This window comes from Buttiauxella sp. 3AFRM03, from assembly GCF_003675305.1.
Taxonomy (GTDB): domain Bacteria; phylum Pseudomonadota; class Gammaproteobacteria; order Enterobacterales; family Enterobacteriaceae; genus Buttiauxella; species Buttiauxella ferragutiae.
The window spans coordinates 2,320,045-2,341,020 of sequence record NZ_CP033076.1 but is presented as its reverse complement, the minus strand read 5'-3'; the positions used below and the strand labels follow the sequence as shown (position 1 = coordinate 2,341,020).

Annotated in this window: 21 protein-coding genes and 1 pseudogene; 13 read left to right on the top strand and 9 right to left on the bottom strand. The window is 49.5% G+C overall.

Annotated elements, in window-relative coordinates:
* Positions 1–45: 45 nt before the first annotated feature.
* The 3 genes from D8682_RS12390 to speB form a co-directional block, all read right to left on the bottom strand.
* Positions 46–1,545, bottom strand: a complete 1,500-nt coding sequence (locus D8682_RS12390; protein ID WP_064540280.1) for a cytosine permease — start codon at positions 1,543–1,545, stop codon at positions 46–48.
* 143 nt (positions 1,546–1,688) lie between these two features.
* A complete protein-coding gene (locus tag D8682_RS12385) occupies positions 1,689–3,200 on the bottom strand; it encodes an aldehyde dehydrogenase (protein ID WP_121814389.1) in 1,512 nt (503 codons plus the stop codon).
* Positions 3,201–3,224: 24 nt separating this feature from the next.
* A complete protein-coding gene (gene speB / locus D8682_RS12380) occupies positions 3,225–4,202 on the bottom strand; it encodes an agmatinase (RefSeq protein ID WP_121814388.1) in 978 nt (325 codons plus the stop codon).
* 152 nt (positions 4,203–4,354) lie between these two features.
* On the opposite strand from speB, the gene D8682_RS12375 reads away from it, so the two are divergent.
* Positions 4,355–5,266, top strand: coding sequence for a LysR family transcriptional regulator (locus D8682_RS12375; RefSeq protein WP_121814387.1), 912 nt, complete (start codon positions 4,355–4,357; stop codon positions 5,264–5,266).
* A gap of 331 nt (positions 5,267–5,597) precedes the next feature.
* Here the strand turns inward: D8682_RS12375 and D8682_RS12370 are convergent, their stop codons facing one another.
* The 3 genes from D8682_RS12370 to D8682_RS12360 are packed head-to-tail and all read right to left on the bottom strand — an operon-like array spanning position 5,598 to position 7,446.
* Complete coding sequence (locus D8682_RS12370) at positions 5,598–5,849, bottom strand: hypothetical protein (RefSeq protein WP_121814386.1); 252 nt, start codon at positions 5,847–5,849, stop codon at positions 5,598–5,600.
* A gap of 17 nt (positions 5,850–5,866) precedes the next feature.
* Positions 5,867–6,874, bottom strand: a complete 1,008-nt coding sequence (locus D8682_RS12365) for a tyrosine-type recombinase/integrase (RefSeq protein ID WP_121814385.1) — start codon at positions 6,872–6,874, stop codon at positions 5,867–5,869.
* Entirely contained in the window at positions 6,874–7,446 is a 573-nt protein-coding gene (locus D8682_RS12360; RefSeq protein WP_121814384.1) for a phage repressor protein CI, read from the bottom strand. The genes D8682_RS12365 and D8682_RS12360 overlap by 1 nt, the downstream gene beginning before the upstream one ends.
* A 124-nt stretch (positions 7,447–7,570) precedes the next feature.
* On the opposite strand from D8682_RS12360, the gene D8682_RS12355 reads away from it, so the two are divergent.
* From D8682_RS12355 to D8682_RS12320, 8 genes and pseudogenes are all read left to right on the top strand, one after another.
* Complete coding sequence (locus D8682_RS12355) at positions 7,571–7,834, top strand: hypothetical protein (RefSeq protein ID WP_121814383.1); 264 nt, start codon at positions 7,571–7,573, stop codon at positions 7,832–7,834.
* A gap of 30 nt (positions 7,835–7,864) precedes the next feature.
* A complete protein-coding gene (locus D8682_RS12350; protein ID WP_121814382.1) occupies positions 7,865–8,374 on the top strand; it encodes a phage regulatory CII family protein in 510 nt (169 codons plus the stop codon).
* A 10-nt stretch (positions 8,375–8,384) separates the two neighbouring features.
* Positions 8,385–8,573 carry a phage filamentation protein Fil family protein gene (locus tag D8682_RS12345; protein WP_121814381.1) on the top strand — a complete coding sequence of 63 codons (189 nt, stop codon included), beginning with the start codon at positions 8,385–8,387 and terminating at the stop codon, positions 8,571–8,573.
* Positions 8,570–8,953: a hypothetical protein gene (locus tag D8682_RS12340; protein WP_238392843.1), complete on the top strand. Its 384-nt coding sequence runs from the start codon at positions 8,570–8,572 to the stop codon at positions 8,951–8,953. Before D8682_RS12345 ends, D8682_RS12340 begins: the two co-directional genes overlap by 4 nt.
* Before the next feature lie 65 nt (positions 8,954–9,018).
* Entirely contained in the window at positions 9,019–9,246 is a 228-nt protein-coding gene (locus D8682_RS12335) for a DUF2732 family protein (protein ID WP_121814380.1), read from the top strand.
* Positions 9,246–9,473: a TraR/DksA family transcriptional regulator gene (locus D8682_RS12330; RefSeq protein WP_121814379.1), complete on the top strand. Its 228-nt coding sequence runs from the start codon at positions 9,246–9,248 to the stop codon at positions 9,471–9,473. Before D8682_RS12335 ends, D8682_RS12330 begins: the two co-directional genes overlap by 1 nt.
* A pseudogene (locus D8682_RS12325) lies at positions 9,470–11,712 on the top strand (replication endonuclease). The gene D8682_RS12330 and the pseudogene D8682_RS12325 overlap by 4 nt, the downstream one beginning before the upstream one ends.
* Before the next feature lie 109 nt (positions 11,713–11,821).
* Positions 11,822–12,262 carry a DinI-like family protein gene (locus D8682_RS12320; RefSeq protein WP_121814378.1) on the top strand — a complete coding sequence of 147 codons (441 nt, stop codon included), beginning with the start codon at positions 11,822–11,824 and terminating at the stop codon, positions 12,260–12,262.
* A 653-nt stretch (positions 12,263–12,915) separates the two neighbouring features.
* On the opposite strand, the gene D8682_RS12315 is transcribed toward D8682_RS12320, so the two are convergent.
* A complete protein-coding gene (locus tag D8682_RS12315) occupies positions 12,916–14,478 on the bottom strand; it encodes an MFS transporter (RefSeq protein WP_121814377.1) in 1,563 nt (520 codons plus the stop codon).
* Positions 14,479–14,881: 403 nt separating this feature from the next.
* On the opposite strand from D8682_RS12315, the gene D8682_RS12310 reads away from it, so the two are divergent.
* The 3 genes from D8682_RS12310 to D8682_RS26760 all read left to right on the top strand — a co-directional run bounded on the left by D8682_RS12310 (position 14,882) and on the right by D8682_RS26760 (position 17,010).
* The gene (locus tag D8682_RS12310; protein WP_121814376.1) at positions 14,882–16,048 is read left to right on the top strand and encodes an oligogalacturonate lyase family protein; all 1,167 of its coding nucleotides are present in this window, start codon (positions 14,882–14,884) and stop codon (positions 16,046–16,048) included.
* A 25-nt stretch (positions 16,049–16,073) separates the two neighbouring features.
* Positions 16,074–16,397 carry a cupin domain-containing protein gene (locus tag D8682_RS12305; RefSeq protein ID WP_121814375.1) on the top strand — a complete coding sequence of 108 codons (324 nt, stop codon included), beginning with the start codon at positions 16,074–16,076 and terminating at the stop codon, positions 16,395–16,397.
* Between the two features lie 451 nt (positions 16,398–16,848).
* The gene (locus D8682_RS26760) at positions 16,849–17,010 is read left to right on the top strand and encodes a hypothetical protein (protein WP_162302962.1); all 162 of its coding nucleotides are present in this window, start codon (positions 16,849–16,851) and stop codon (positions 17,008–17,010) included.
* 144 nt (positions 17,011–17,154) lie between these two features.
* On the opposite strand, the gene D8682_RS12300 is transcribed toward D8682_RS26760, so the two are convergent.
* Positions 17,155–18,189, bottom strand: coding sequence for a phage portal protein (locus D8682_RS12300; protein WP_121814374.1), 1,035 nt, complete (start codon positions 18,187–18,189; stop codon positions 17,155–17,157).
* The gene (locus tag D8682_RS12295) at positions 18,189–19,961 is read right to left on the bottom strand and encodes a terminase ATPase subunit family protein (RefSeq protein WP_121814373.1); all 1,773 of its coding nucleotides are present in this window, start codon (positions 19,959–19,961) and stop codon (positions 18,189–18,191) included. Before D8682_RS12295 ends, D8682_RS12300 begins: the two co-directional genes overlap by 1 nt.
* Before the next feature lie 166 nt (positions 19,962–20,127).
* On the opposite strand from D8682_RS12295, the gene D8682_RS12290 reads away from it, so the two are divergent.
* A complete protein-coding gene (locus tag D8682_RS12290; RefSeq protein ID WP_121814372.1) occupies positions 20,128–20,949 on the top strand; it encodes a GPO family capsid scaffolding protein in 822 nt (273 codons plus the stop codon).
* Positions 20,950–20,976: the final 27 nt, after the last annotated feature.

Here is a 20,976-nt window from a genome sequence, read left to right as displayed (position 1 = left end):
ATTGCTCTTGCTCCATTCATGTTCTGGACAACAACCTCAGACGCGTCATTTATTCCCGGTGGTGTACTCCGGCATATTGATTTCGATTTGCGCGATCACCGCTTCTTCGTGATGTAGGTTCAGCGAACGACAAGACAGGTAGTAGACGATGCTGGATACGATAAGCCCCACCAGCCAGGCCAGATCAACGCTACCCATTGCACGTGCTATCGGGCCGACATACACCTCGCGACTCCCTTCAAAGATGCAGAAGAATGGGACCATCGCCATGAAACCCACCATGTAGGAGAGCAAACCACGAGCTCCCCAGCGGCCATAGAGGTTGCCGTGTGGCAAGAAGAAGTGTGGGATGGCATAGCGTCCTTTGCGCACAAAGAAATAGTCTGTGAGGTTGACTGCTGTCCATGGCACAAGGAAGTACAGCATCACAACCAGATAGATGTTGAGCACCGACAAGCCAGAGCCGGAGTTGTAGATACTCATTGCTACACCCAATTGCAGGAACACGACTAAGAAGATCGCCACAATGCGGGTTTTGGCAGTCGGTTCAATCTTCCTGAAGGAATCCACACTGGTTATGGCCGTGAGTTTGGCGCTGTAAATGTTCATCGCAATAACAGGCAGGAAGGCCAGAATGGTGATAGCCACCATAAAGGTACCCAGATGTGGAGCAAAGCCGGTGCCAACAGTATTGAGTGCCACCAGTACATCAGTCGCATGCAGATGGGCAGCCAACCAGCCACCTACTGAGATCATCCAGGCACCTGATAGCGATGCGCCCAGAAATACCGCCGTGATAAGCTTGCTGCTTGAGGTATTTTTAGGCAGATAGCGCGAATAGTCGGACACATACGGCGCGTAGGCTATGTTGTAACTGGCGGCGGCAGCAAACTGTGCAATAAATCCTGTCCAGTTGAAGCCCAGCGGTGCTTCCTGCACCGCCCCTTCAACTACTGGAGCATCATGAACCCAGCCCATCAGCACCGCCAGAGTGACCAGTCCATACAAAGGCAACGATAGATACAGCGACCATTTGAAGGTTTTGTGCATCCAGTCGTGGCCGAGTATGGCCAGAATGGTAGCGGGAACAGTCACTGCCAGCGCAACCTGCAAAGGATCCCAACTGAACAGTGTTTTCAGCCCCTGCATCATCAGCACCAGGTTGACGATATTAAAGCCCGCGAACACAAACAGTGTCGCTATCAAGACCAGCACCACGCCACGATAACCAAATTGTGCGCGTGACTGGATCATCTGTGGTAGCCCCAGGTGTGGCCCTTGTGAGCCATGGAAAGCCATAAATAACGTACCGAACATGATGCCCAGAGTGCCAGCAATCGTGGTCCACAGTGCATCAAGACCGACACTCGGACCAACAAAGCCAATAGTCATGGTGAAGAAGGTAAAGTTGCCGACGAACCAGAATGGCCCCTGGCTTGAGAGTTTATCGGTACGCTCTTGTTCTGGTACAAAATCGATCGAGCGTCCTTCAATAGGGCTTTGATCGTTGCTGGTGGCTTTCACTGCTGTTGATTCTGTTTGCATAAAATACCCCGTACTCGATAAGGGTGAAGCAATAAGAATTCATTAAGCCAGGTAGTAACCGGCTCACTAGTTCAGTGTGTTGTGCGCTATCTGGCCACTTCCGAACAGCAGCGGCTTGCTTCGGAAGTGGCTGGCGAGTCGGACTATGAAGGCAAGGTGATCCACACCGTTTTGGTTTCCATCAGGTGGTCAAGCTGCTCAGGGCCCAGATCTTTACCAAAACCAGAATCTTTGAAACCACCGAATGGCAGTGCCGGGTCGATGGTGCTGTGCGCATTGACATACACCGAGCCGGCATGTAGCTGGGGAATTAGCGTGTGTACGCGGGCCAGGTCGTTTGAATAAATAGCGGCAGCCAGGCCAAACGGTGAATCGTTGGCGAGCTCAATTGCCTCTTCGACTGTATCGAACGGGGCGGTCACTAGCACCGGGCCGAAGATCTCTTCCTGTACGATACGCATATCGTTGCGGCAGTGAGCAAAGATGGTTGGCTCAACGAAGAAACCCTCTTCTTGCTGAGGACGACCACCGTAGTAAAGTGTCGCACCTTCGCGCACGCCAGCATCAATGTAAGACAGTACCGAGTCCTTCTGCCTGGCCGATACTAGTGGGCTGATGAAACACTCCCGATCCAGACCTGGCGCAATCTTCAGCGTCGAGGTGTAGTCGGCAAGTGCCGTCAAAAAGCGATCGTAGATACTGCGGTGAATATAGGCTCGGGTACCGGCATCGCACACTTGGCCAGAGTTAAAGAACACACCGTTGGCGACCGCCTGAGCTGCGGCGGGGATATCGGCATCTTCTAGTACCAGAACGGGAGATTTGCCTCCCAATTCAAGGGTGACACGCTTGATGTTCTCGACGGCGGTATGCCCGACTTCACGACCAACAGGGGTGGAGCCGGTAAAGGTTACCTTGTCGATCCCCGGGTGGCTGGCCATGGCTGCGCCAATCACATGGCCATGCCCGGTGATGATATTGATAACGCCGTCAGGAATACCAGCTTCCTGTACTAATTCAGCAAAGCGCAGCGTCGACAATGATGTTAGTTCAGCGGGTTTAATCACGGCCGTACAGCCTACCGCTAGTGCGGCCGCCAGTTTCCATGCCATGGTTTGCAGTGGGAAGTTCCACGGCACAATAGCGGCAACGACACCAATCGGTTCTTTGCGGGTATATGCCAGATAATTGCCCGGCAGGGATGGCTCGACAGTGCGACCATGCAGCTTAGAGGCCCAGCCAGCGAAATAGCGGAAGGTGTCGATGGTGCCCTGGATATCGACGTCACGCGCTTGCGATACCGATTTCCCCATATCAATTGATTCGATCTCAGCCAGTTCATCGGCGTTGGCTTCTATCAGGTCGGCCAGGCGGTGCATCAGGCGCTCGCGTTCCAGTGGCTTCAGGCGACGCCATTCACCGTGGTCGAACTGGTAGCGGGCCGCAGCTACTGCTCGGTCCAGGTCAGTGGTCGTTGCGAGCGGAATCGACGTCAAAAGGCCCTGGGTGGACGGCTCAGTGACGGCACTGACTTCTCCTTCGCTACCGTCAACCCACTGGCCACCGATAAACATTTTCTGCGGTTTGGCCAAAAAGCGTCGCGTTGCCTCGGAAATACCGTATTGGTCGAGATAGTGTTTTACTGTTGCATCCATTTGATCATCCTCTCTTTATAGTTCTCAGCGAGACAACGCCTGCTTACGCTCGTAGAAAATGAAACCAATACTGTTCATCAGCAGTTGGGCGGCCAGAATTGAGGTCACACCAGTGGGATCGTAGGCAGGGGCTACTTCGACCAAATCCATCCCGATAATGTTTCCACTGCTGCGTTTGGCCAATGCCTGAATGATTTCCAGGACCTCGTAGTACTGGAATCCGCCGTGGCTCGGCGTACCGGTACCTGGTGCAATAGAGGGGTCGAAACCGTCGATATCGATAGTGAGATAGTAGTTACAACCCTCAGGTATTTGCGCTAGTACAGCCTCAGTGCCTAAACGGCGCACGTCACGCACTGACAGGATGTTCGAACCTGCTGCGCGGGCTGCGTCGTAGTCGCTGCGGTTGGATGAGGAGACATTCCTGATGCCAAGCTGTGTCATGCCGACGATATGGTCCATTTCTGATGCACGGCGTAGTGGGCTGCCATGGCCATAGCGCACGCCGTGACGTTCATCGACAAAGTCGAGGTGGGCGTCAAAGTGAACGATGTGAATCGGTCCTCGTCCTGCATATGCCTTGATGACAGGTGCGTGAATCGAATGGTCACCCCCCAGCACCACCGGCATGGCGCCGGAGGCAAGAATTTTTCGTACTGCAAGCTCGATGTTTGCGTTACTACTGACCATGTCGGTATGCACGATGTCAGCATCACCCACATCGACCATGCGTACCTGATCTTGTGTCAGGTAGAGCGCATCATCTTCATGGTCATAAGCACCGGCATGACCAAATGAAAACAAAGTAGATGCCTCGCGAATACCGCGTGGCCCAAAACGGGATCCTGCGCGCCATTGGGTCCCCATATCATTTGGGGCTCCAAGAATCGCCACGTCGGCATCAATCTCTTCCCAGTTGAGGCATACCGGCGATTTGGCAAAAGTACAATGCCCGACAAACGGTAAGTTTAATCGTCCAGTCTCATAGTTATTGTTCCCCATTTTCTCTCCCCATCTGTGGATTTTCTGATGAACGGCAGGCACTTGTTTATTTGCCTTAACAATGACTATGGTCAACAATTTGCAGTATAAAAATAGAAAACATCAGATGTTCATATCGGCATTTCCGAAGCAATGCGTAAGAGGAAAGAGAAGTGAATCAACTGCACAATATTGACCTAAAGCTACTGAGAATTTTCATGACAATTGTGAAATGCAATGGCTTTTCGGCCGCTCAGGCAGCCCTGAATGTCAGTCAGTCCACTATTAGTGAACAGATGACCAGCCTTGAGACACGGCTTGGTGTCAAATTGTGTGAACGGGGACGAAGTGGCTTTCGGCTTACTGAACATGGCGCGGCGACTTACGAGGCAGCACAACGCTTGTTATTGGCAGTAGACACCTTTTGTATGGATACCTCAGCGCTCAAGCGGCATATATCGGGCAGACTCTATCTGGGCATCATCGACAATACCGTTACCGATAGTGGCAGCGTTCTGTCACGCACTTTGCGACAGTTCGTCTCGCTTGGGCATGATGTGCAACTGGATATCTACATTGGTACACCAGCCGAGTTGGAGGAACGCGTATTGGATGGACGACTGCACGTCGCCATAGGACATTTTCCATTCGAGGTGGCGGGGTTGGCCTATACGCAGGTATACGATGAGGAGGATGGCTTGTACTGCAGTTGCTACCATCCGCTTTTCAATAACCAGGCAGAGGGTGATGGCCTGATTGCAGCGGTCCGTGATAGTCAAATTGTGGCGCGTGGCTTCCTGCAACAACGCGATCTGCAATTGCTCAAATCAGGTAGTGCAGCGGCGACTGTAGACAATGTTGAGGCGCAGGCCATTCTCATTTTGACCGGGGCTTACATCGGATTCCTTCCTATACATTACGCCCGCCAATGGGTTGATTCCGGCCATATGCGCCAGATTGTGCCGCAGCAATTTGGCTCTAAATGGCCGTTTTCTTCTGTCACAAAACGCGCAGCAACACAACCGACGATTCTTCGTGTATTTATGGAATCGTTGATGAGTAATTGTAATCCCACTTTAGCCTGACAATGCTTTGTTGATTGGGTTGGTTTTGTTGAGAGTTATGTACAGAGACTATCAGCGGTCATCGGTTGTCGTACCTTAATAGCAAAGATTCGAATATCTATTTAATGTAGCAAACAAAAAGGACCCGGATAATTTCTTATCCAGGTCCTTTTTTTATTTGGTGGCCCCTACTGGACTTGAACCAGTGACCAAGCGATTATGAGTTCCTAACATAACAACCGAAAATCAATAGTTTGCGTTATTTATCATTGACATAGTTTGCCATTGTTTGCCAAAAAGATGACAGCATTTGCCATCTTTACCGCCACTTTATCGCCACTTCATTAAGTTATTAAACAGACCCATCGCCAACATAGGTTCCTTTTGGCGTTAAGTAAAATTTACCACCAACATAAGTACCATCAGGGGCAAGCGTAGGTTTACCAGCAACGTATTTTCCATTAGGGGCTAAACGAGGAATTCCACCAACATAAGTCCCGTCGGGTGCTAAGCGAGGAACGCCTCCCCCTACATAGGTACCATCGGGAGCAAGTCTTGGTTGTCCGTATACAAAAGTACCATCGGGTGCTAATCGAACTGACATAAACCCTCCTTTTCTATTTAATTAACATTAATCTGCGATAAAGGATTTAGTTTAACAGCATCTTCTAAATGATCTGGGGCAAAGTGTGAATAACGCATAGTCATTTTAATGTCGGTATGGCCGAGTACTCTTTGTAAGACCAAAATGTTACCACCATTCATCATAAAATGGCTGGCGAAGGTGTGCCGCAAAACGTGAGTAAGTTGCCCTGCAGGTAATTCGATACTTGTTCTTTCCAGTGCCGATCGAAACGCGCCGTAACAATCACTAAATAACCTGCCTTTTTTATCATTAGGGAGCGTGTCATAAAGCTCATTGCTGATAGGAACGGTGCGATTTTTTCTACCCTTTGTATTGGTGTAAGTGATTTTGTATTTTGCGAGTTGGCTTTTTTTCAAGCCCTCTGCTTCAGACCACCGCGCGCCAGTGGCGAGGCAAATTTTGACCACAATTTCTAAATCTGGGTGGTCATGTCGTTTACATTCTCCGAGCAGTGACAAAATCTGCTCTTGAGTTAGCCAGGCCATTTCCATCTCTTCCGTGCGGAATGGGCGCATATTTTTAAGTGGGTTTTCCCCTTTCCATTCCCCGAGACGATTCAGTTCATTGAACACGGCACGAAAGTAGGCCAGCTCAAGATTAAGCGTGCGAGGTGATACCTCCTTTACCCTGTTCGAGCGGGCGTAATCACCTTTCAGGCGCTTCTCTCTATAGCGGGAGAATATTTGGGCATCGAAATCACGTGCGAGCGGCTCACCCATGCAATCAAATGCATGGTGCATTGCTAACTGACGTTTTAGGCCGTCCTTGAGGGTGATGCCATGTGCGCTATACCACGCATCAATCAAGTCTTTTAACGTGCGCCTGTCTTCTTTTTCTTCCTGCCACGGATTTTGGACGGTGTGCTGTTCAAAGGCCAGTGCCTCGCCTTTAGTGGCGAATTTCTTTCTGATTCGCTTGCCTTTTGCCCCGTTCGGGTAGAGTTCACATATCCAACCGCCAGCCGGATTTTTACGGACAGTCATCAATTAACCTCGCTGTATACACCCACAACACGGCCAACCATTTTTATCTCTTCAATGCCGCACTCAAAAGGCACTTTACCGCCAGCAACATGCAACCTTTTACCAGGTAGCACCGTCAGCTCACGGAGACTAATTGCCCCTTCGACGTCAACAACCCATAAACCATCAGCTAAAGGGGCATCTTTCTCGGTGATGTAGCTGCTGCTCTCGCTTTTAATGCAGATTGCATTCTTGAGTTGCTTACTAAAAAGCTGATTGTCGATACTCAAAACGCCTAAGTTGTTAAGGTTACCTTCACTTAAAGTGAAAAAAGGTAATTCCTTTGATGGATTAGGCTCTACAGATGAAAGGTTTTTATCACCCTCTCCAGTCATTAGCCATCTTAGGTCTGCCCCTGTTTCAAGAGCGCAATGAACCGCAAAGTCATAAGACATATTGCCGCGCGTGTAGCGGTTCTGTAAGGAGCTGGCAGCGATTTTGAAGTGATTAGCTAATTGGATTTTCTGAGTAAACCCATAAACCTCGCATATCCTATTTAGTAATGCCTCGTTATTAAAATTGGCATTGAACATTAAAATTAGCATCCTTATGTTGCGCAATACTAAAATTAGCATTAGTATCGCTGTTAATGGTGGCAATCAGTGGCAAACGTTGGCAACCATATGGCAAATATTGGCAAATAGGGAATGATGCAACATGGCTTCCGAAATCGCAATCTTCAAAATTCCAGCCCCTTTGGTATCTCTGCAACAGTTTGCAGAGCTGGAGGGCGTCTCTGAACGTACTGCTTATCGTTGGACGACAGGTGATAATCCTTGCGTACCGATCGAACCACGTAAAATCCGTAAAGGCTGCAAGAAAGCGGGCGGCCCGGTACGCATTTATTATGCGCGATGGAAAGAAGAACAGTTACGTAAGGCATTAGGACATTCACGTTTTCAACTCGTTATCGGTGCTTAATTCACTTTATGTGAATAATAAGGATTGAACATGTTAGATTTCCGCATTTCCTCACATGCACACTTCGACGATGCATGCAGAAAATTTGCAGCCGCGCACAACGTTAAAGAACTGGCTGACAAGGCAGGCATCAAGCCTCATACGCTTTACAACAAATTAAACCCTGAACAACCGCACCAATTAACACCGCGCGAGATTTGGACGCTGACAGACCTTACCGAAGATTCGACCTTGGTCGATGGCTTCTTGGCTCAGATTCATTGTCTGCCATGTGTGCCGGTTAATGAGTTGGCTAAAGACAAATTACAGACTTATGTCATGCGTGCAATGAGTGAACTTGGTGAGCTGGCAAGCGGTGTGGTATCAGATGAGCGCCTGACCTCTGCACGTAAGCACAACATGATTGAGAGTGTTAATACTGGTATTCGCATGTTGTCACTCTCTGCGTTGGCATTACAGGCACGACTCCAGGCCAACCCCGCAATGTCGAGCGTGGTCGATACCATGAGCGGTATCGGTGCGTCATTTGGATTAATTTGAGGTGAAGCATATGGAACCGTCATTTGCTTCATTACTGAAACGCCAAAGCCCGTCGATGAGCTACGGCCACGGTTGGATCATGGGTGATAACAACCATCGCTGGCACCCGAGCCGCGACCAGTCTGCATTGTTAAATGGGCTGCGTACTCGCAAACCTTCACTCGTTACCAGGCTGATTAAGCGCTGGAGGACTCAATGAAAAGTGCTGCTCTGGCTGAACCCGTAAAGGCACCACAAACGGCGTTTAACAATGTGTACCTGATACATGCGCGGATTGATGCCCCGTTAAAAATGACCGGTGACGAATGTCTCGCGCGTTTCCGTCAGCAATTAAAAGCGACCAACAACACGGCGCTGCGCAATTTTAATAAGCTCGACAACAATTTTAAATTCGTCGTTCTGACCCTGGCTAATCGTCTGGAGCCGTCATCATTCAAGCCTGATGAAGTCGGCAAGCCCTTTGAATATTTCGAGCAGGCACGCCGCTTACTGATTATCCGTTCAATGAATGAAATTACCCGTTGGGGGACTTTACTCCCAGCGAGATTTTCAAAGCACGACTGTTATTTAGCTAATTAACCCATCCCTAAAATTAGGCGTAAACCCGCCGGGCATTCTTTTGCCCAAAATCAGGAAACAGAGATATGCGAAACATCGAAAACCGCAATTTTGAAACTGAGAACACTGCTTTGGTTTCTCTGCTGAACAAAGCAAAAAACGAAGAACGGAAAGACCGTGCACTGGCTGTCTCATTGCGCCTTGAGGCATTGGCTATTCATATCACCCGCGAGGGTATGGACGGGAAAGAAGCCGCAGATCTGCTGCGCCGCGAAGCACTTCGCTATGAAAACGAATCTCAGGAGCTGCACTGATGGCCGATGCAATGGATTTAGTACAACAGCGCGTGGATGAGGAACTGGCGCGCAATATTAAACAGGCTCGTTCACTGCCTCAGCGTGCCGCCAGCGCGTTCTTTTGCGAAGAATGTGACGCTGCTATTCCCGAAGCACGTCGCGTTGTGGTGCCCGGTGTCACGCACTGCATTACCTGTCAGGAAATCGCAGAGCTGAAAAACCAGCACTACAAGAATGCGATATGAACCGCATTAACTTCGCCTGGCAGTGGAACGCGGCACGGCAGGCGATTGCCAGCCCCTATCTGACCTACAAAGAACAGCATCGCCGTGATCGAGAGATTGCGGCGTTGCTGCGTGTGCGTGATGCACTGGCTAAACAGCCAGAATGTGTGCGCTACGATATTAATCGCCGGGTTGATTATTTAGAGCGTAACTTCGGTGCTCAACGAGCCAATGCTCACCTCGTGACATTTGTCAGGCGAGCATTGCCACGGCTTGAGCTGGTCGCCGGTATTTATCAAATCACCGGTATCGACAGCCATCTTTCACATCAGTTGTTTGGCGGTTGTTTTGATGCGCCGGACATCCGTTTTCTTGCCTCAAAACTGGTGAACCTGACCGCCCGATATAACCGCCTGCAGGATATGTCCAAAGCCGACATTGAGCTGCTGGCCGCTGATATTGCCAATTATATTAACGGTGAGATAGGGACTATCGGGGGGATGTCAGCAGTCTTAAAGTGCTGCATGCGATTTATATGCGTGCGGCACAGATAGCCCGTCATTTCAGATTTCAGCCTCCTTTGTGGGAGCGCGTCACCACTAAATTAGTTTCGCTTGATGATATTGGCCCTGCCGTACTCCGCATGGTCAATGAAAAATGGTGGCGTGGGCGTTTACGCCGTGTCGCTTCTGAATGGCGTGAACATCTGCAAATCGCCCTGGGCAATGTCAGCAAAAAGCGCACTCCATACGCCAGCAAATCATGCGTTGCTGAATGGCGTGAACAAAGACGGCGCACCCGTGAATTTCTCAAGGGAATGGATCTGGAAGACGAGGAAGGAAACCGCATCAGCCTGATTGATAAATACGATGGCAGCGTGGCAAATCCAGCCATCCGTCGCGGTGAATTAATGACGCGCATCAGCGGCTTTGAAAAGATCTCAAACGAGCTGGGTTATGTGGGTGAGTTCTACACCCTCACCGCACCGTCGAAATACCATGCCACAACGAAAGCAGGCTACCGCAACAGCAAGTGGAACGGTGCCAGCCCCTCAGATACGCAAAACTACTTAACCTCCGTCTGGTCGCGTATTCGCGCCAAACTTCACCGTGATGAATTGCGTATTTTTGGTATCCGGGTTGCAGAGCCGCATCATGATGGCACACCTCACTGGCACATGCTGATATTCATGCGCCCCGAGGATGTTTCTCGCGTGCGCGCCGTGATGCTGAAATATGCGCATCAGGAAGATGCCGCAGAGCTGGTGAGTGATAAAGCCCGTAAAGCTCGCTTTCATGCCGAAGCTATCGACCCCGAAAAAGGCAGCGCCACTGGCTACGTGGCGAAATACATCAGTAAAAACATTGATGGTTTTGCGCTGGATGGTGAACGTGATGACGAAAGCGGTGAACTGTTAAAAGAAACGGCTCCGGCTGTTGCTGCCTGGGCGGCTCGCTGGCGTATCCGTCAGTTTCAGTTTGTGGGCGGTGCGCCGGTGACGGTTTATCGTGAGCTGCGAAAAATGGCTGACAGCGAGACCGCTCACGCGCTCAGTATTGAGTTTGCTGCGGTACATGATGCGGCTGATGCGGGTCAGTGGGCGGAATACGTCAATGCACAGGGTGGCCCGTTTGTTCGGCGTGATGAGTTACAGGTGCGCACCTGGTATGAACCAGCCGAAACCCTCAATGAATACGGTGAGGAATGCACGCGTATTAAAGGTGTGTTTGATACCACCGTCGGCAGTGACACCCCGATTTTAACCCGCCTCATCCAGTGGAAGATTGTCCCGAAACTCGCCCTTGATTTTGACGTTGACCTTAAGGGCGATCCTTCGCCCTCTCGGAGTTCTGTCAATAACTGTACGGGAAGCGAAAGCGACCTACCGGAGTTGGATTTATTAAATCCACTTAGTCGGCGTGAAAAACGAGAGTTGACGAACCGAATAAGAAAGCCCAAATTGCCTACCGGAAGAAAATTTATTCACGGACTGGATGAGCAGAACGGTGTGATAGAAAAAACGGTCAGCGAGATACATTTGACCACTGGCGTTACCATTAGCCGGGGCGAAGCGTTGCACCTGATTGCCGGTGGTCGCAGTAGCTTTGATGGTAAATGGCTGAAAGGTTCGGCCACTGGAGAAATCTTTTCCGCTGCTCCATCCCAACATGCAAAGGCCAGGAAATATTATGCAAAAGCTCAGGAAATCGTAAGTCGTGTAACGGATTTAGCAGAGTCAGTTATGAAAAAATGCCATTAATATTCATCTTTATCATGCACATACAATGTCTTTCTTGATGATTTCATTTCGCACATTCAGTTAATTTATGCTACTGTGTTTATATACAGTGTCTCGTAATGGAGGATGTGTGGATAGAGAGTTGAATGAGCACGTTATGATTGAGCGGGTCGAAATGATTGCGCGTCTAACGGCTGAAGGCGCTTGTCAGGAAAGAGACCGTGAAATTGCCTTGAATTTAATTGCTGAAATTGCGAGGGGGAACTTATTAAAAAGTGACTCTTTTTCAGTGGTTTTTGCTCCGACGCCCTTTGAAGAAAAATTAAAACGAGTGGGGGAGGTAAGAGTAAACATCACGTTGGATAAAGACCAACAAATTGGCCAGCAGATTGTAGATGCTTTCCAAGGCGAGTTGACCAGGCGAATACAGTCTGTTTTCCCATCAACGCATGTCGTAGTCAAAAAAGGTTCGACGACAGGCATAGAGTTGGTGGGGTTTGATAAGGATTCTGACCGTGAGGCGCTGGATAATATACTTCAGGAAGTTTGGGAAGATGAGAGCTGGCGTTAGTTACTGAAAATGGTACAAACCTTGATCCCATGTTTGATAGCATGGGATTGTTTGTATGGGGATTACATACATAGGAAAATCATGGGTACCGTAATATGTATTAGCTCAGATTTTGTCTGACTCTGTTACAGCCTACGAGCTTAACCTAATCTGACAGGCAGCTTTTTGCTGTGAGTTCAATTGGTCGATGCAACGCTAGAAAACAACTGCAATATCACTATTAATTCGGTTAATAAGTTAACCAACTTAGTTTAAGTAAAGCTGTTAAAGGGGTTTGAGGTCCAATGGAACGAAAACGTACGTTTGTGAAGTAACTGCCTGATATATCAAAACATAATGGACATAGAAAAATGCCCTTAAAATGGTGTCTTTTTAATCGAAAATGGTATTTAACGGACAGCGTTGTCTACTAATCGATTTTTCAGACGTTCATTTTTCGCTTACCGTACGTTTTCGTACGGTTGTCCCTCAACCCCTCCACTGCTCCCGAACCTCCTATATAGAAAGGGCGAACCAGGCTTAATACATAAGGGACCGAAGCTAAAGGAGATGTTACTGTCGCATTTGTTCCCATTAGGCTGGGAGCAAAAAAAGTCCCACTCATAGAGCGGGACGGTGACTTAGTGGCAGGTAAATACGGGCGTTTATTCAGATTAAGCGGGATTAATAGCAGAGGCCAGTTCAGCGGAAGGGAGCATTTTTTTGCAAATATCGCTGTTCCCCCAGCATTGCTCGTAAGGATATCCAACCAGCGTTTCAATAATTTCACGCACGTCCGGTTTGATATCTTTGATGGCGCCGCCGGCTTTGATGCGCGCGACTTCTTCTAACACAACCTTATGTGTTTTGCGGTTAAGCGTCATCTGGCGGCTGAAGATAATAGCGACCAGAGCCAGTACAACAACACCGCCAAAGAATACCCAGGATATGGCATTGATAGCACTTTCAGGCTGAGTATGTGACTTGGACTGGAAACCGTAATAACTCAGAATAGCCCCCATCGAAAAGACGATAATCGAGCGTGTAATTTTGCCCGAGAACGTCATTGCCCCGGCATAAATCCCTTCGCGGCGGCGCCCGGTGAAGACTTCGTCCACATCGGCCAGGAAGGTGTAAACAGTCCATGGGATGTAATACACACCACCAGTACCTAATCCAAAGATCACGGTAATACCGATGATTGCAATGGTGGCAATGTGTGCTGGCAAGTTAAAGAAGTGCAACAAGGAATAGCAACACACGGCGAAAATAACGATGCTGAGTGCCCAGGTATAAGGCTTGCTAAAGCCGCGCTTCACACAAATTGCGATAAAGATGGCGGTGGAGATTAACTGTAGAATGGCGTTTAAGCTGTTTAAGCCTGCAAGAATCGCTGGATCGTATTGCAGAACAAAAATCACATAATAGGTGAATACGGAAGCGAACAACCATTCCGCACCAAAACCAAACAGGTACATACCTAGGTGCTTACGGAAAACGCGTAAATAGAACGTGGACTGCATATCACGTGCAAGCGAGGTAAGAGTTTGCCACAACGAGCGTTTTTGCTGAGCGACAACATGCCCGCTGTCTTTGTTCTCCCATGAGAACAGATACAACATGGCGATCGCGATGAACAGGATCACACCATAGGTGATACCGGTATAAAGGAAAGGCTGCGCTGACTCTTTACCATAAATGAGAATGAACTGACCAGGGATAAATGCCGCCAAAAAATTCGCCATTTTACCAAAGATGGCTTTGTAACCGGTGAGCTTAGAGCGCATCGCAAAGTCATCGGTCATTTCAGTGGCCAGTGTTTCATATGGCACCATCACCGAGGTGTAGATCAGCTCAAAAATAACGTATGTAGTGAGGTAATACCAGAAACCGAATCCTTCGACCCATAATAGCGGGTAGAACACCATCAGCGGTGCCCCAATCAGCACAAAGAAACGTCGGCGGCCAAAACGCTTACCTAACCATGTATTGCCGAAATTGTCGGTCAGATATCCCATTATGGGGTTGCTGATGGCGTCAATCACACTCGCTACTGAGAAAATCAGCGAGGCTTCAATCAGTGTCAGACCACAAAATGTGGTGTAAAAATACAGTAACCATGCGCCTGCAATTGCAAGTGCACCACTGCCCAGTAAATTTCCCCCGCCATAGGCGAGTTGGTGGCCAAGCGTGACCTTCCGTCCTGTGCCAGGCGGTTGCGAATTTGTTGTTAGCATTTAAATCCTCTAAATATATTGAACCAATATTTCATAAATTTTGAATTTGCTTTTTATACTTTATATTAAAGGTGTGATATGTGATGCGACTCAAAAAAACAATAAATTGTTACTTTATATTTGATGTTCTTAATTTAACGATATTAATTAATGTAAATTGATATTTTGTTTATTTTTGGATTTCATTGTGTTTGATATATTCCAATTACATTTTAAATGCAATATAGCAATAATAATGCAACTTATATTTGTTTTACCTGTGCATTTTGCGCCTCATTAATTTACTTATAAGTCTGGTCAGTATTTGTGTATTGCTGTATTTTTAAAAAATTGAAATAATATTTTATTATCACTAAGCTGATTATTTAAACGAAAAGATTAAATTCACATTAAGGAGGGCCGTATGGCTAAAGGTTCAATCATCCAGCTTGATTTTCACACATTCCAAGACGCTGATACTGGTGCCGAGCTGGTACGCCTCACGCCTGTAGATGTGTTGTGTCACCGCAACTATTTTTACCAGAAGTGCTTCACTCGCGATGGCTGCAAGCTTCTCTTCGCTGGTGAGTTTGGCGATCATCGCAACTATTACTTGCTGGACTTGAAGACACAGCAAGCCGTTCAACTCACCGAAGGTGCAGGCGACAACACTTTTGGAGGGTTCTTATCTCCAGATGACGGCTTCTTTTACTATGTTAAAAATGAACGCGAACTTCGCCGCGTGAGTTTGACCGACTTCATTGAAACGACGGTATATCAGGTTCCTGAAAATTGGGTTGGTTACGGTACCTGGGTGGCAAACAGTGAGTGTACCAGCCTGGTAGGCATTGAAATTGACCGTGCAGACTGGACGCCGCTGACGGACTGGAACATTTTCCATACATTCTTTACCAAAAAACCACGCTGCCGCTTGTTACGAATTGATTTGCTTACAGGTAAATCACGCACAATACACCAGAACAATGTCTGGCTTGGGCATCCGATTTATCGCCCATTCAACGACCATTGTGTGGCGTTCTGCCATGAAGGACCGCATGATCTCGTTGATGCCCGCATGTGGTTAGTGAATGAAGATGGCACGGATGTACGTAAAGTGAAAACGCATGCCGAAGGTGAGAGCTGTACCCATGAGTTTTGGGTGCCAGACGGCTCGGCCTTGATGTATGTGTCTTATATGAAAGGGCAGCAGGAACGCAATATCTTCCGTTTCGACCCAGAGAGTGGCATTAACGAAGTGATAATGGCCATGCCATCGTGTTCACATTTAATGAGTAACTATGATGGTGATTTATTAGTTGGTGACGGGTCGGGCACGCCGGTTGATGTCCAGGATGCGAAAGGCTACACCATCGAAAATGATCCGTGGTTGTATATTTTTGATGTGAAGCAGAAACGCCAGGCACGATTAGCTGCGCATAATAGCACATGGCGTGTATTGAATGGTGACCGCCAGGTTACTCATCCGCATCCTTCATTTACACCAGATAATCAACATGTGCTTTTCACCTCAGACTACGAGGGAGAACCTGCTCTGTATCTGGCAAAATTGCCGCAGAATTTATTTGACTAATGACCAGGGCTTGACGAGGATTTCCATGTTCAAATTTATTAAAGACACTGTTTTACAAAATTTAGGTAATGGTATTACACGTCGAATTCTTGCCCATGGCGGCACAATGATGGCGGTTGAAGTCAATTTTGAAAAAGATGCAATTGGTCCAATGCATAGCCATCCGCATGAGCAATTAACCTATATTTTATCTGGTCGATTCAGTTTTACTATTGAAGGTGAAACCCGCGAAGTCGTAGCAGGCGATACGCTGTATAAGAAACCTGACGTTATGCACGGATGTGTGTGTTTAGAAGCGGGTACGCTACTGGATACCTTTACCCCGCAACGTGAGGATTTTTTAGGTTAGTGAAAATTATTCACTCCTGACCTGATTTATTCAAAAACCATCAAAGCGGGGTATTATGGCCCGTTTTGATTTTAGCCCTTCATCGGCACAGATTTTTCCGGCGCTTCGTAGTTCAGCACTGATGCAGGAGAGGAGAACATCTCCGAGGTGGATCCCCCCTGGGTCAGTATCGGTTCACGCCAATTAACCACCAACAGTGAGCATTTGCGCCCATATATCGGTCAGCAGTTCGTCGCAAATTTACCTCCTGACTGGTGATATCGAATTTTTTTACCTTCTAACGATAGGCGTACGCTAATTTAAGTACACTTTATTTTGGGCGTAATTTTTTTATTGGCTCGGTACGGCCGCTGTTCGCTCAGAGCTGACTTTTAAATTTGTTTGCGAATAGACCCCGTTTTTTATACCAACTTTCTTCGATTTCCCCGTTTTTTAGCTGTGCATGCATCAGATGCATGGTTTTGCATGCGTCATGTTTGCCTGTTCTGGCCGCGCGCCGCCAGAGCTGGCGTGGATCTCGAGTGGTCATGCAACTGCATTAAAACCGACTCATGAAGCGGGCAGGCGTGGCGGGGATAGCATTGCGCGCTGGCGTGGTATTTATTTTATTTAATTTGCGCCTGAGCACATCGTGATGGCGTTTTTGGGTGTGCCGTTTCGCTTGGGTGTGGTTGGCGGTGTACGCACCGTGTAGCGCGTCTGAGGGCGTGAGGCGAGGGTGTAAAAAAGCCGCTATATCAGCGGCTGCAATCGGAAGTTATTCGGCGGGGGTCAGCTCGTAAGGTTTAAAGCGGATCACCTCAGCACCAATCCATTCATTCACCTCCTTGATGCGCTCCTGCAATGGTGTCAGCTCATTACGCACAAACACCTGTGCGGCCTTCACCACGTCACCGAAACCACCGGTATTGTTGGGGATGACACCCATCATCTGTGGCGGTACGCGGTGTGCGCTCATTAAGTCCTCGGCACTGGCTTTCTTGATGTTAAAGAAATCGTCTTTGGTCGCCACTTCGCTGAGCGGCACGATTTTAATCCCGTCCGGTTTGCCGTTAGGTGCATAGAAAAACAGGTTCTTGAAGTTCCCCAGTCCCTTTGAACTGCGCATCGCTTCGCGCAGGGCTTCCACGTCGGCGCTGCTCTGTGCGGCGTCCGTCACATACATGATGTAACCCGCGTGCGCACCGTTCTGGTAATACTTACGGCGGAACAAGGTTGCCGATTCGTTCAGCCAGGCGGAGTTAAGCGCGCTGAGATATTCCGGCAGGCCGTACAGCTCCTGATTAATGTCCGGCTCCAGCAAATGAAACACAGAACCCGGCGCGAACTCATGCGGGGTGACAAACGACTGCACAAACCAGTACGCATCCTCGCCGGTGCCTTTGCGGGTGTATTTGGCCGGGGAGGTTTCCAGCCGTAATAGCTTGCCGGTGACACTCATGCGCTTTTCTAAAAACGCATTGCCGAACACCAGAAAATCCAGCGCAAAGCGGCTGAAATCCTGCTGTGATAACAGCGGGTGCGGGATAAAGGTTGAGGCCAGAATATTGCGCTTTACGTAAATCGGCGAGCTGTGGTGAACGGCAGCGCGCAGCGTTTTGGCAAGACCGGTAAAACTCACCGGTGGCTCAAACCATTTCCCGTTACCGACGCACTCGGTGTAATCCAGAATGTCACGGCGATCGAGCACCGGCGACGGCTCACCAAAGGTAAAGGCTTCCATTTTTTGCGGTGCAGCAGCCGGTGGTGTGATGGTATTTTTTGCTGCGTGATGTTTGCGTTTCTTCGCCATCAGTTGAACTCCAGAATTGAGGTGGATGCGTGGCCACTACCGGCGGTGAGTGGCTCATTTAACAGCGCGTGCATGGTTGCCCATGCGACATCGGCGTGGCTGGCTTCTTCACTGCGGCTGGCGTCATAGGTGGCACTGCGCCCGCTGCTGGTCATGGTTTTACGGATAGCCATAAACGAGGCGGTGATATCGGTGTAACTCACGTCGTACTCCAGGCATCCGCGCGCAATGGTGTCTTTGGCTTTGAGCACCATCGCGGTTTTCACCTCGGGGCTGTAGCGAATTTCACGCGCTGCCGGATAGAACGCGCGCACGAGCTGGTACACACCCTGGCCGATACCGGTCGCATCGATACCGATATATTCGACGTGGTATTTTTCTGTCAGCTTTTTGATGGATTCGGCCTGCGTCGCGAAGTCCATCCCCTTCCACTGGTGGCGCTCCAGAATGCGGAACTTGCCACCGGCAACCACTGGCGGTGCCAGCACCACACATCCGGCACTGTCACCGGTGTGTGAAGGATCGTAACCAATCCACACCGGGCGATAACCAAACGGACGCGTGGCGAACGGCTGCCAGTCATCCGCCCAGGCTTCCATGCTGTCGACCATGCAGCGTTGCAGCTCCTCGAACGGAAACACCGACGCTTTGTCGTCGACAAATTCACACATGAACAAATTGCGGAAATCCTCGGCGCTGTTTTCGCGCTTCAACGTGTCGAGGTTAAACAGGTCGCAGCCCCCGGCGAGCGCATCCTCGATGGTGACAATCTGCCGCCACTGACCATCGGCGCAGGCCATGCCGTTTTTTAACGCCGTGTGGCTGATATCAAGGTCAACACACTCGCTTTTATCCGACCGGCCTTTGTTAAACAGCTCGCCTGACCAGAACGGGTACGCACCATGCGCCAGCGTCGACGGGGTCGAAAAATAGGTGGAGCGCAGGTGCTGTTGCGAAGCCATGCCCGATGCGACTTTGCGCAGCTTCTGAAAGTTGGGGATCCAGAAAATCTCATCGACCAGCAGGTCACCGTTATGGCTCTGTGCGGTGTTGGAATTGGTGCCGAGAAAAATCAGTTTTGCGCCGTTGTTGCCGATGACAATCGGGTCGCCGGTCAGGTCGACATCAACCAGGCGCGCAAACTGGATGATGTACTCGCGGAACACATACGCCTGCGTTTTACTGGCTGAGAGGAAAATCTGGTTATGGCCGGTTTTCAAGGCGCGCAGCAGTGACTCACGCGAGAAATAAAACGTTGCCCCAATCTGGCGGGATTTAAGGATATTGCGGATACGGTGTTGCAGTCCTGCCTGATGCCAGCCGAGCTGATATTCAAAGGATTCGGCAAAGAAAATCTCCTCGAGCTTTTCGATAGCCTCATCGCTGAAATAGTTCTTTTTCGGCTTCTTACGCTCGCCCTTATTGCGGTTCGCCACGTTCGGATTTAAATCTGCTTCACTGCCGGTCTGGTTATAGCGATTCACCCGTGCCAGCCGCTCAATCTGTCGGCCTAACAGGTCAATTTCTTTGAAGTCGCCGCCGTCTTTTTTCGGCTTGGTAATCAGCTGAATAAGCCGCGCTTCGAGACTGTTTTCAACACGGCTAATGGGCGCAATGCTGTCCCAGCCGTCGCGCTGCTTCCAGCTCTGCACCGTCGGGCGTTTCTGTCCGAGCATTTCGGCAATCTGTGGCACGGAAAACCCCTGCCAGTAGAGCAATGACGCCTGCCGTCGTGGATCTTTAAGAATGGAGGTATCGGTGGTGATGGTCATGGTGGCCTCGCGTTATTCGACAGAGGCAAGGCTACTGAAGCGGGGTGCGATGCGCGCTAAGGTGCTGTTGTGTCAGGGGTAAGCCATCCGGGATGAATGGCAGGTCGGGTGCAGAGTCAGGAAACTAAGCCTGACCCAATCACCCCCACACTCAGGACTCCTGAACATGGCAAAGAAAGTTTCTAAATGGTTCCGCATCGGTGTCGAAGGTGACACCTGCGACGGTCGCGTGATCAGCGGCAGCGACATTCAGGAAATGGCCGATTCATTCGACCCGCGCGTTTACGGCGCACGCATCAATCTCGAACATATCACCAGTGTGTTACCTGACAGCCCGTTTTGCCGCTACGGCGATGTCACCGAGCTGAAAGCCGAAACCATTGATGATGATTCGGTACTGAATGGCAAGCTCGCGCTGTTTGCCCGCATCACCCCGCTGGCGAACCTGGTGGAAATGGTCGGCAAAGGCCAGAAGGTTTACACCTCGATGGAAATTCGCCCGAATTTCTCCAACTCCGGCAAGTGCTATCTGATTGGTCTCGCCGTCACTGATGACCCGGCAAGTCTCGGCACTGAATATCTGGAATTCTGCTCGCGTGCCAAAACCAATCCGCTTTCTGGTCGCAAGGAACGTCCGGAGGATTTGTTCTCGGTTGCCACACTGGCCGAGCTGGAATTTGAAGACCAGCCCGACACTCTGCTGAACAAACTGACCGATACCGTGAAAGGCATTTTCAGCCGTAAACAGGCTGATGACGATGCGCGTTTTAACGATGTGCACGAAGCGGTGACGGTAGTTACTGAGCAGGTGCAGGCCAACCACGACGCCACTGAGCAGCGCCTGAATGCGATGGAGCTGTCATTCAACACCCTGAAAGGCGAACTCTCCACGCTGGAAACCTCACTCGACAACACCGAGAGCTTTACGCAGCGCCGTCGTGAACCGGCAAGCGGCGGCAATGGCGACTCAGTGCTGACCAACTGTTAAGCCCGAACAAACTCATTAATCAGGAAA

What these genes read in the sequence shown, in the direction of transcription:
- D8682_RS12390 (WP_064540280.1), bottom strand. Translation starts at nt 1,545, where the DNA reads ATGCAAACAGAATCAACAGCAGTGAAAGCCACCAGCAACGATCAAAGC.
- D8682_RS12385 (WP_121814389.1), bottom strand. Translation starts at nt 3,200, where the DNA reads ATGGATGCAACAGTAAAACACTATCTCGACCAATACGGTATTTCCGAG.
- speB (WP_121814388.1), bottom strand. Translation starts at nt 4,202, where the DNA reads ATGGGGAACAATAACTATGAGACTGGACGATTAAACTTACCGTTTGTC.
- D8682_RS12370 (WP_121814386.1), bottom strand. Translation starts at nt 5,849, where the DNA reads ATGTCAGTTCGATTAGCACCCGATGGTACTTTTGTATACGGACAACCA.
- D8682_RS12365 (WP_121814385.1), bottom strand. Translation starts at nt 6,874, where the DNA reads ATGACTGTCCGTAAAAATCCGGCTGGCGGTTGGATATGTGAACTCTAC.
- D8682_RS12360 (WP_121814384.1), bottom strand. Translation starts at nt 7,446, where the DNA reads ATGTTCAATGCCAATTTTAATAACGAGGCATTACTAAATAGGATATGC.
- D8682_RS12355 (WP_121814383.1), top strand. Translation starts at nt 7,571, where the DNA reads ATGGCTTCCGAAATCGCAATCTTCAAAATTCCAGCCCCTTTGGTATCT.
- D8682_RS12350 (WP_121814382.1), top strand. Translation starts at nt 7,865, where the DNA reads ATGTTAGATTTCCGCATTTCCTCACATGCACACTTCGACGATGCATGC.
- D8682_RS12345 (WP_121814381.1), top strand. Translation starts at nt 8,385, where the DNA reads ATGGAACCGTCATTTGCTTCATTACTGAAACGCCAAAGCCCGTCGATG.
- D8682_RS12340 (WP_238392843.1), top strand. Translation starts at nt 8,570, where the DNA reads ATGAAAAGTGCTGCTCTGGCTGAACCCGTAAAGGCACCACAAACGGCG.
- D8682_RS12335 (WP_121814380.1), top strand. Translation starts at nt 9,019, where the DNA reads ATGCGAAACATCGAAAACCGCAATTTTGAAACTGAGAACACTGCTTTG.
- D8682_RS12330 (WP_121814379.1), top strand. Translation starts at nt 9,246, where the DNA reads ATGGCCGATGCAATGGATTTAGTACAACAGCGCGTGGATGAGGAACTG.
- D8682_RS12315 (WP_121814377.1), bottom strand. Translation starts at nt 14,478, where the DNA reads ATGCTAACAACAAATTCGCAACCGCCTGGCACAGGACGGAAGGTCACG.
- D8682_RS12310 (WP_121814376.1), top strand. Translation starts at nt 14,882, where the DNA reads ATGGCTAAAGGTTCAATCATCCAGCTTGATTTTCACACATTCCAAGAC.
- D8682_RS12305 (WP_121814375.1), top strand. Translation starts at nt 16,074, where the DNA reads ATGTTCAAATTTATTAAAGACACTGTTTTACAAAATTTAGGTAATGGT.
- D8682_RS26760 (WP_162302962.1), top strand. Translation starts at nt 16,849, where the DNA reads ATGCATGGTTTTGCATGCGTCATGTTTGCCTGTTCTGGCCGCGCGCCG.
- D8682_RS12300 (WP_121814374.1), bottom strand. Translation starts at nt 18,189, where the DNA reads ATGGCGAAGAAACGCAAACATCACGCAGCAAAAAATACCATCACACCA.
- D8682_RS12295 (WP_121814373.1), bottom strand. Translation starts at nt 19,961, where the DNA reads ATGACCATCACCACCGATACCTCCATTCTTAAAGATCCACGACGGCAG.
- D8682_RS12290 (WP_121814372.1), top strand. Translation starts at nt 20,128, where the DNA reads ATGGCAAAGAAAGTTTCTAAATGGTTCCGCATCGGTGTCGAAGGTGAC.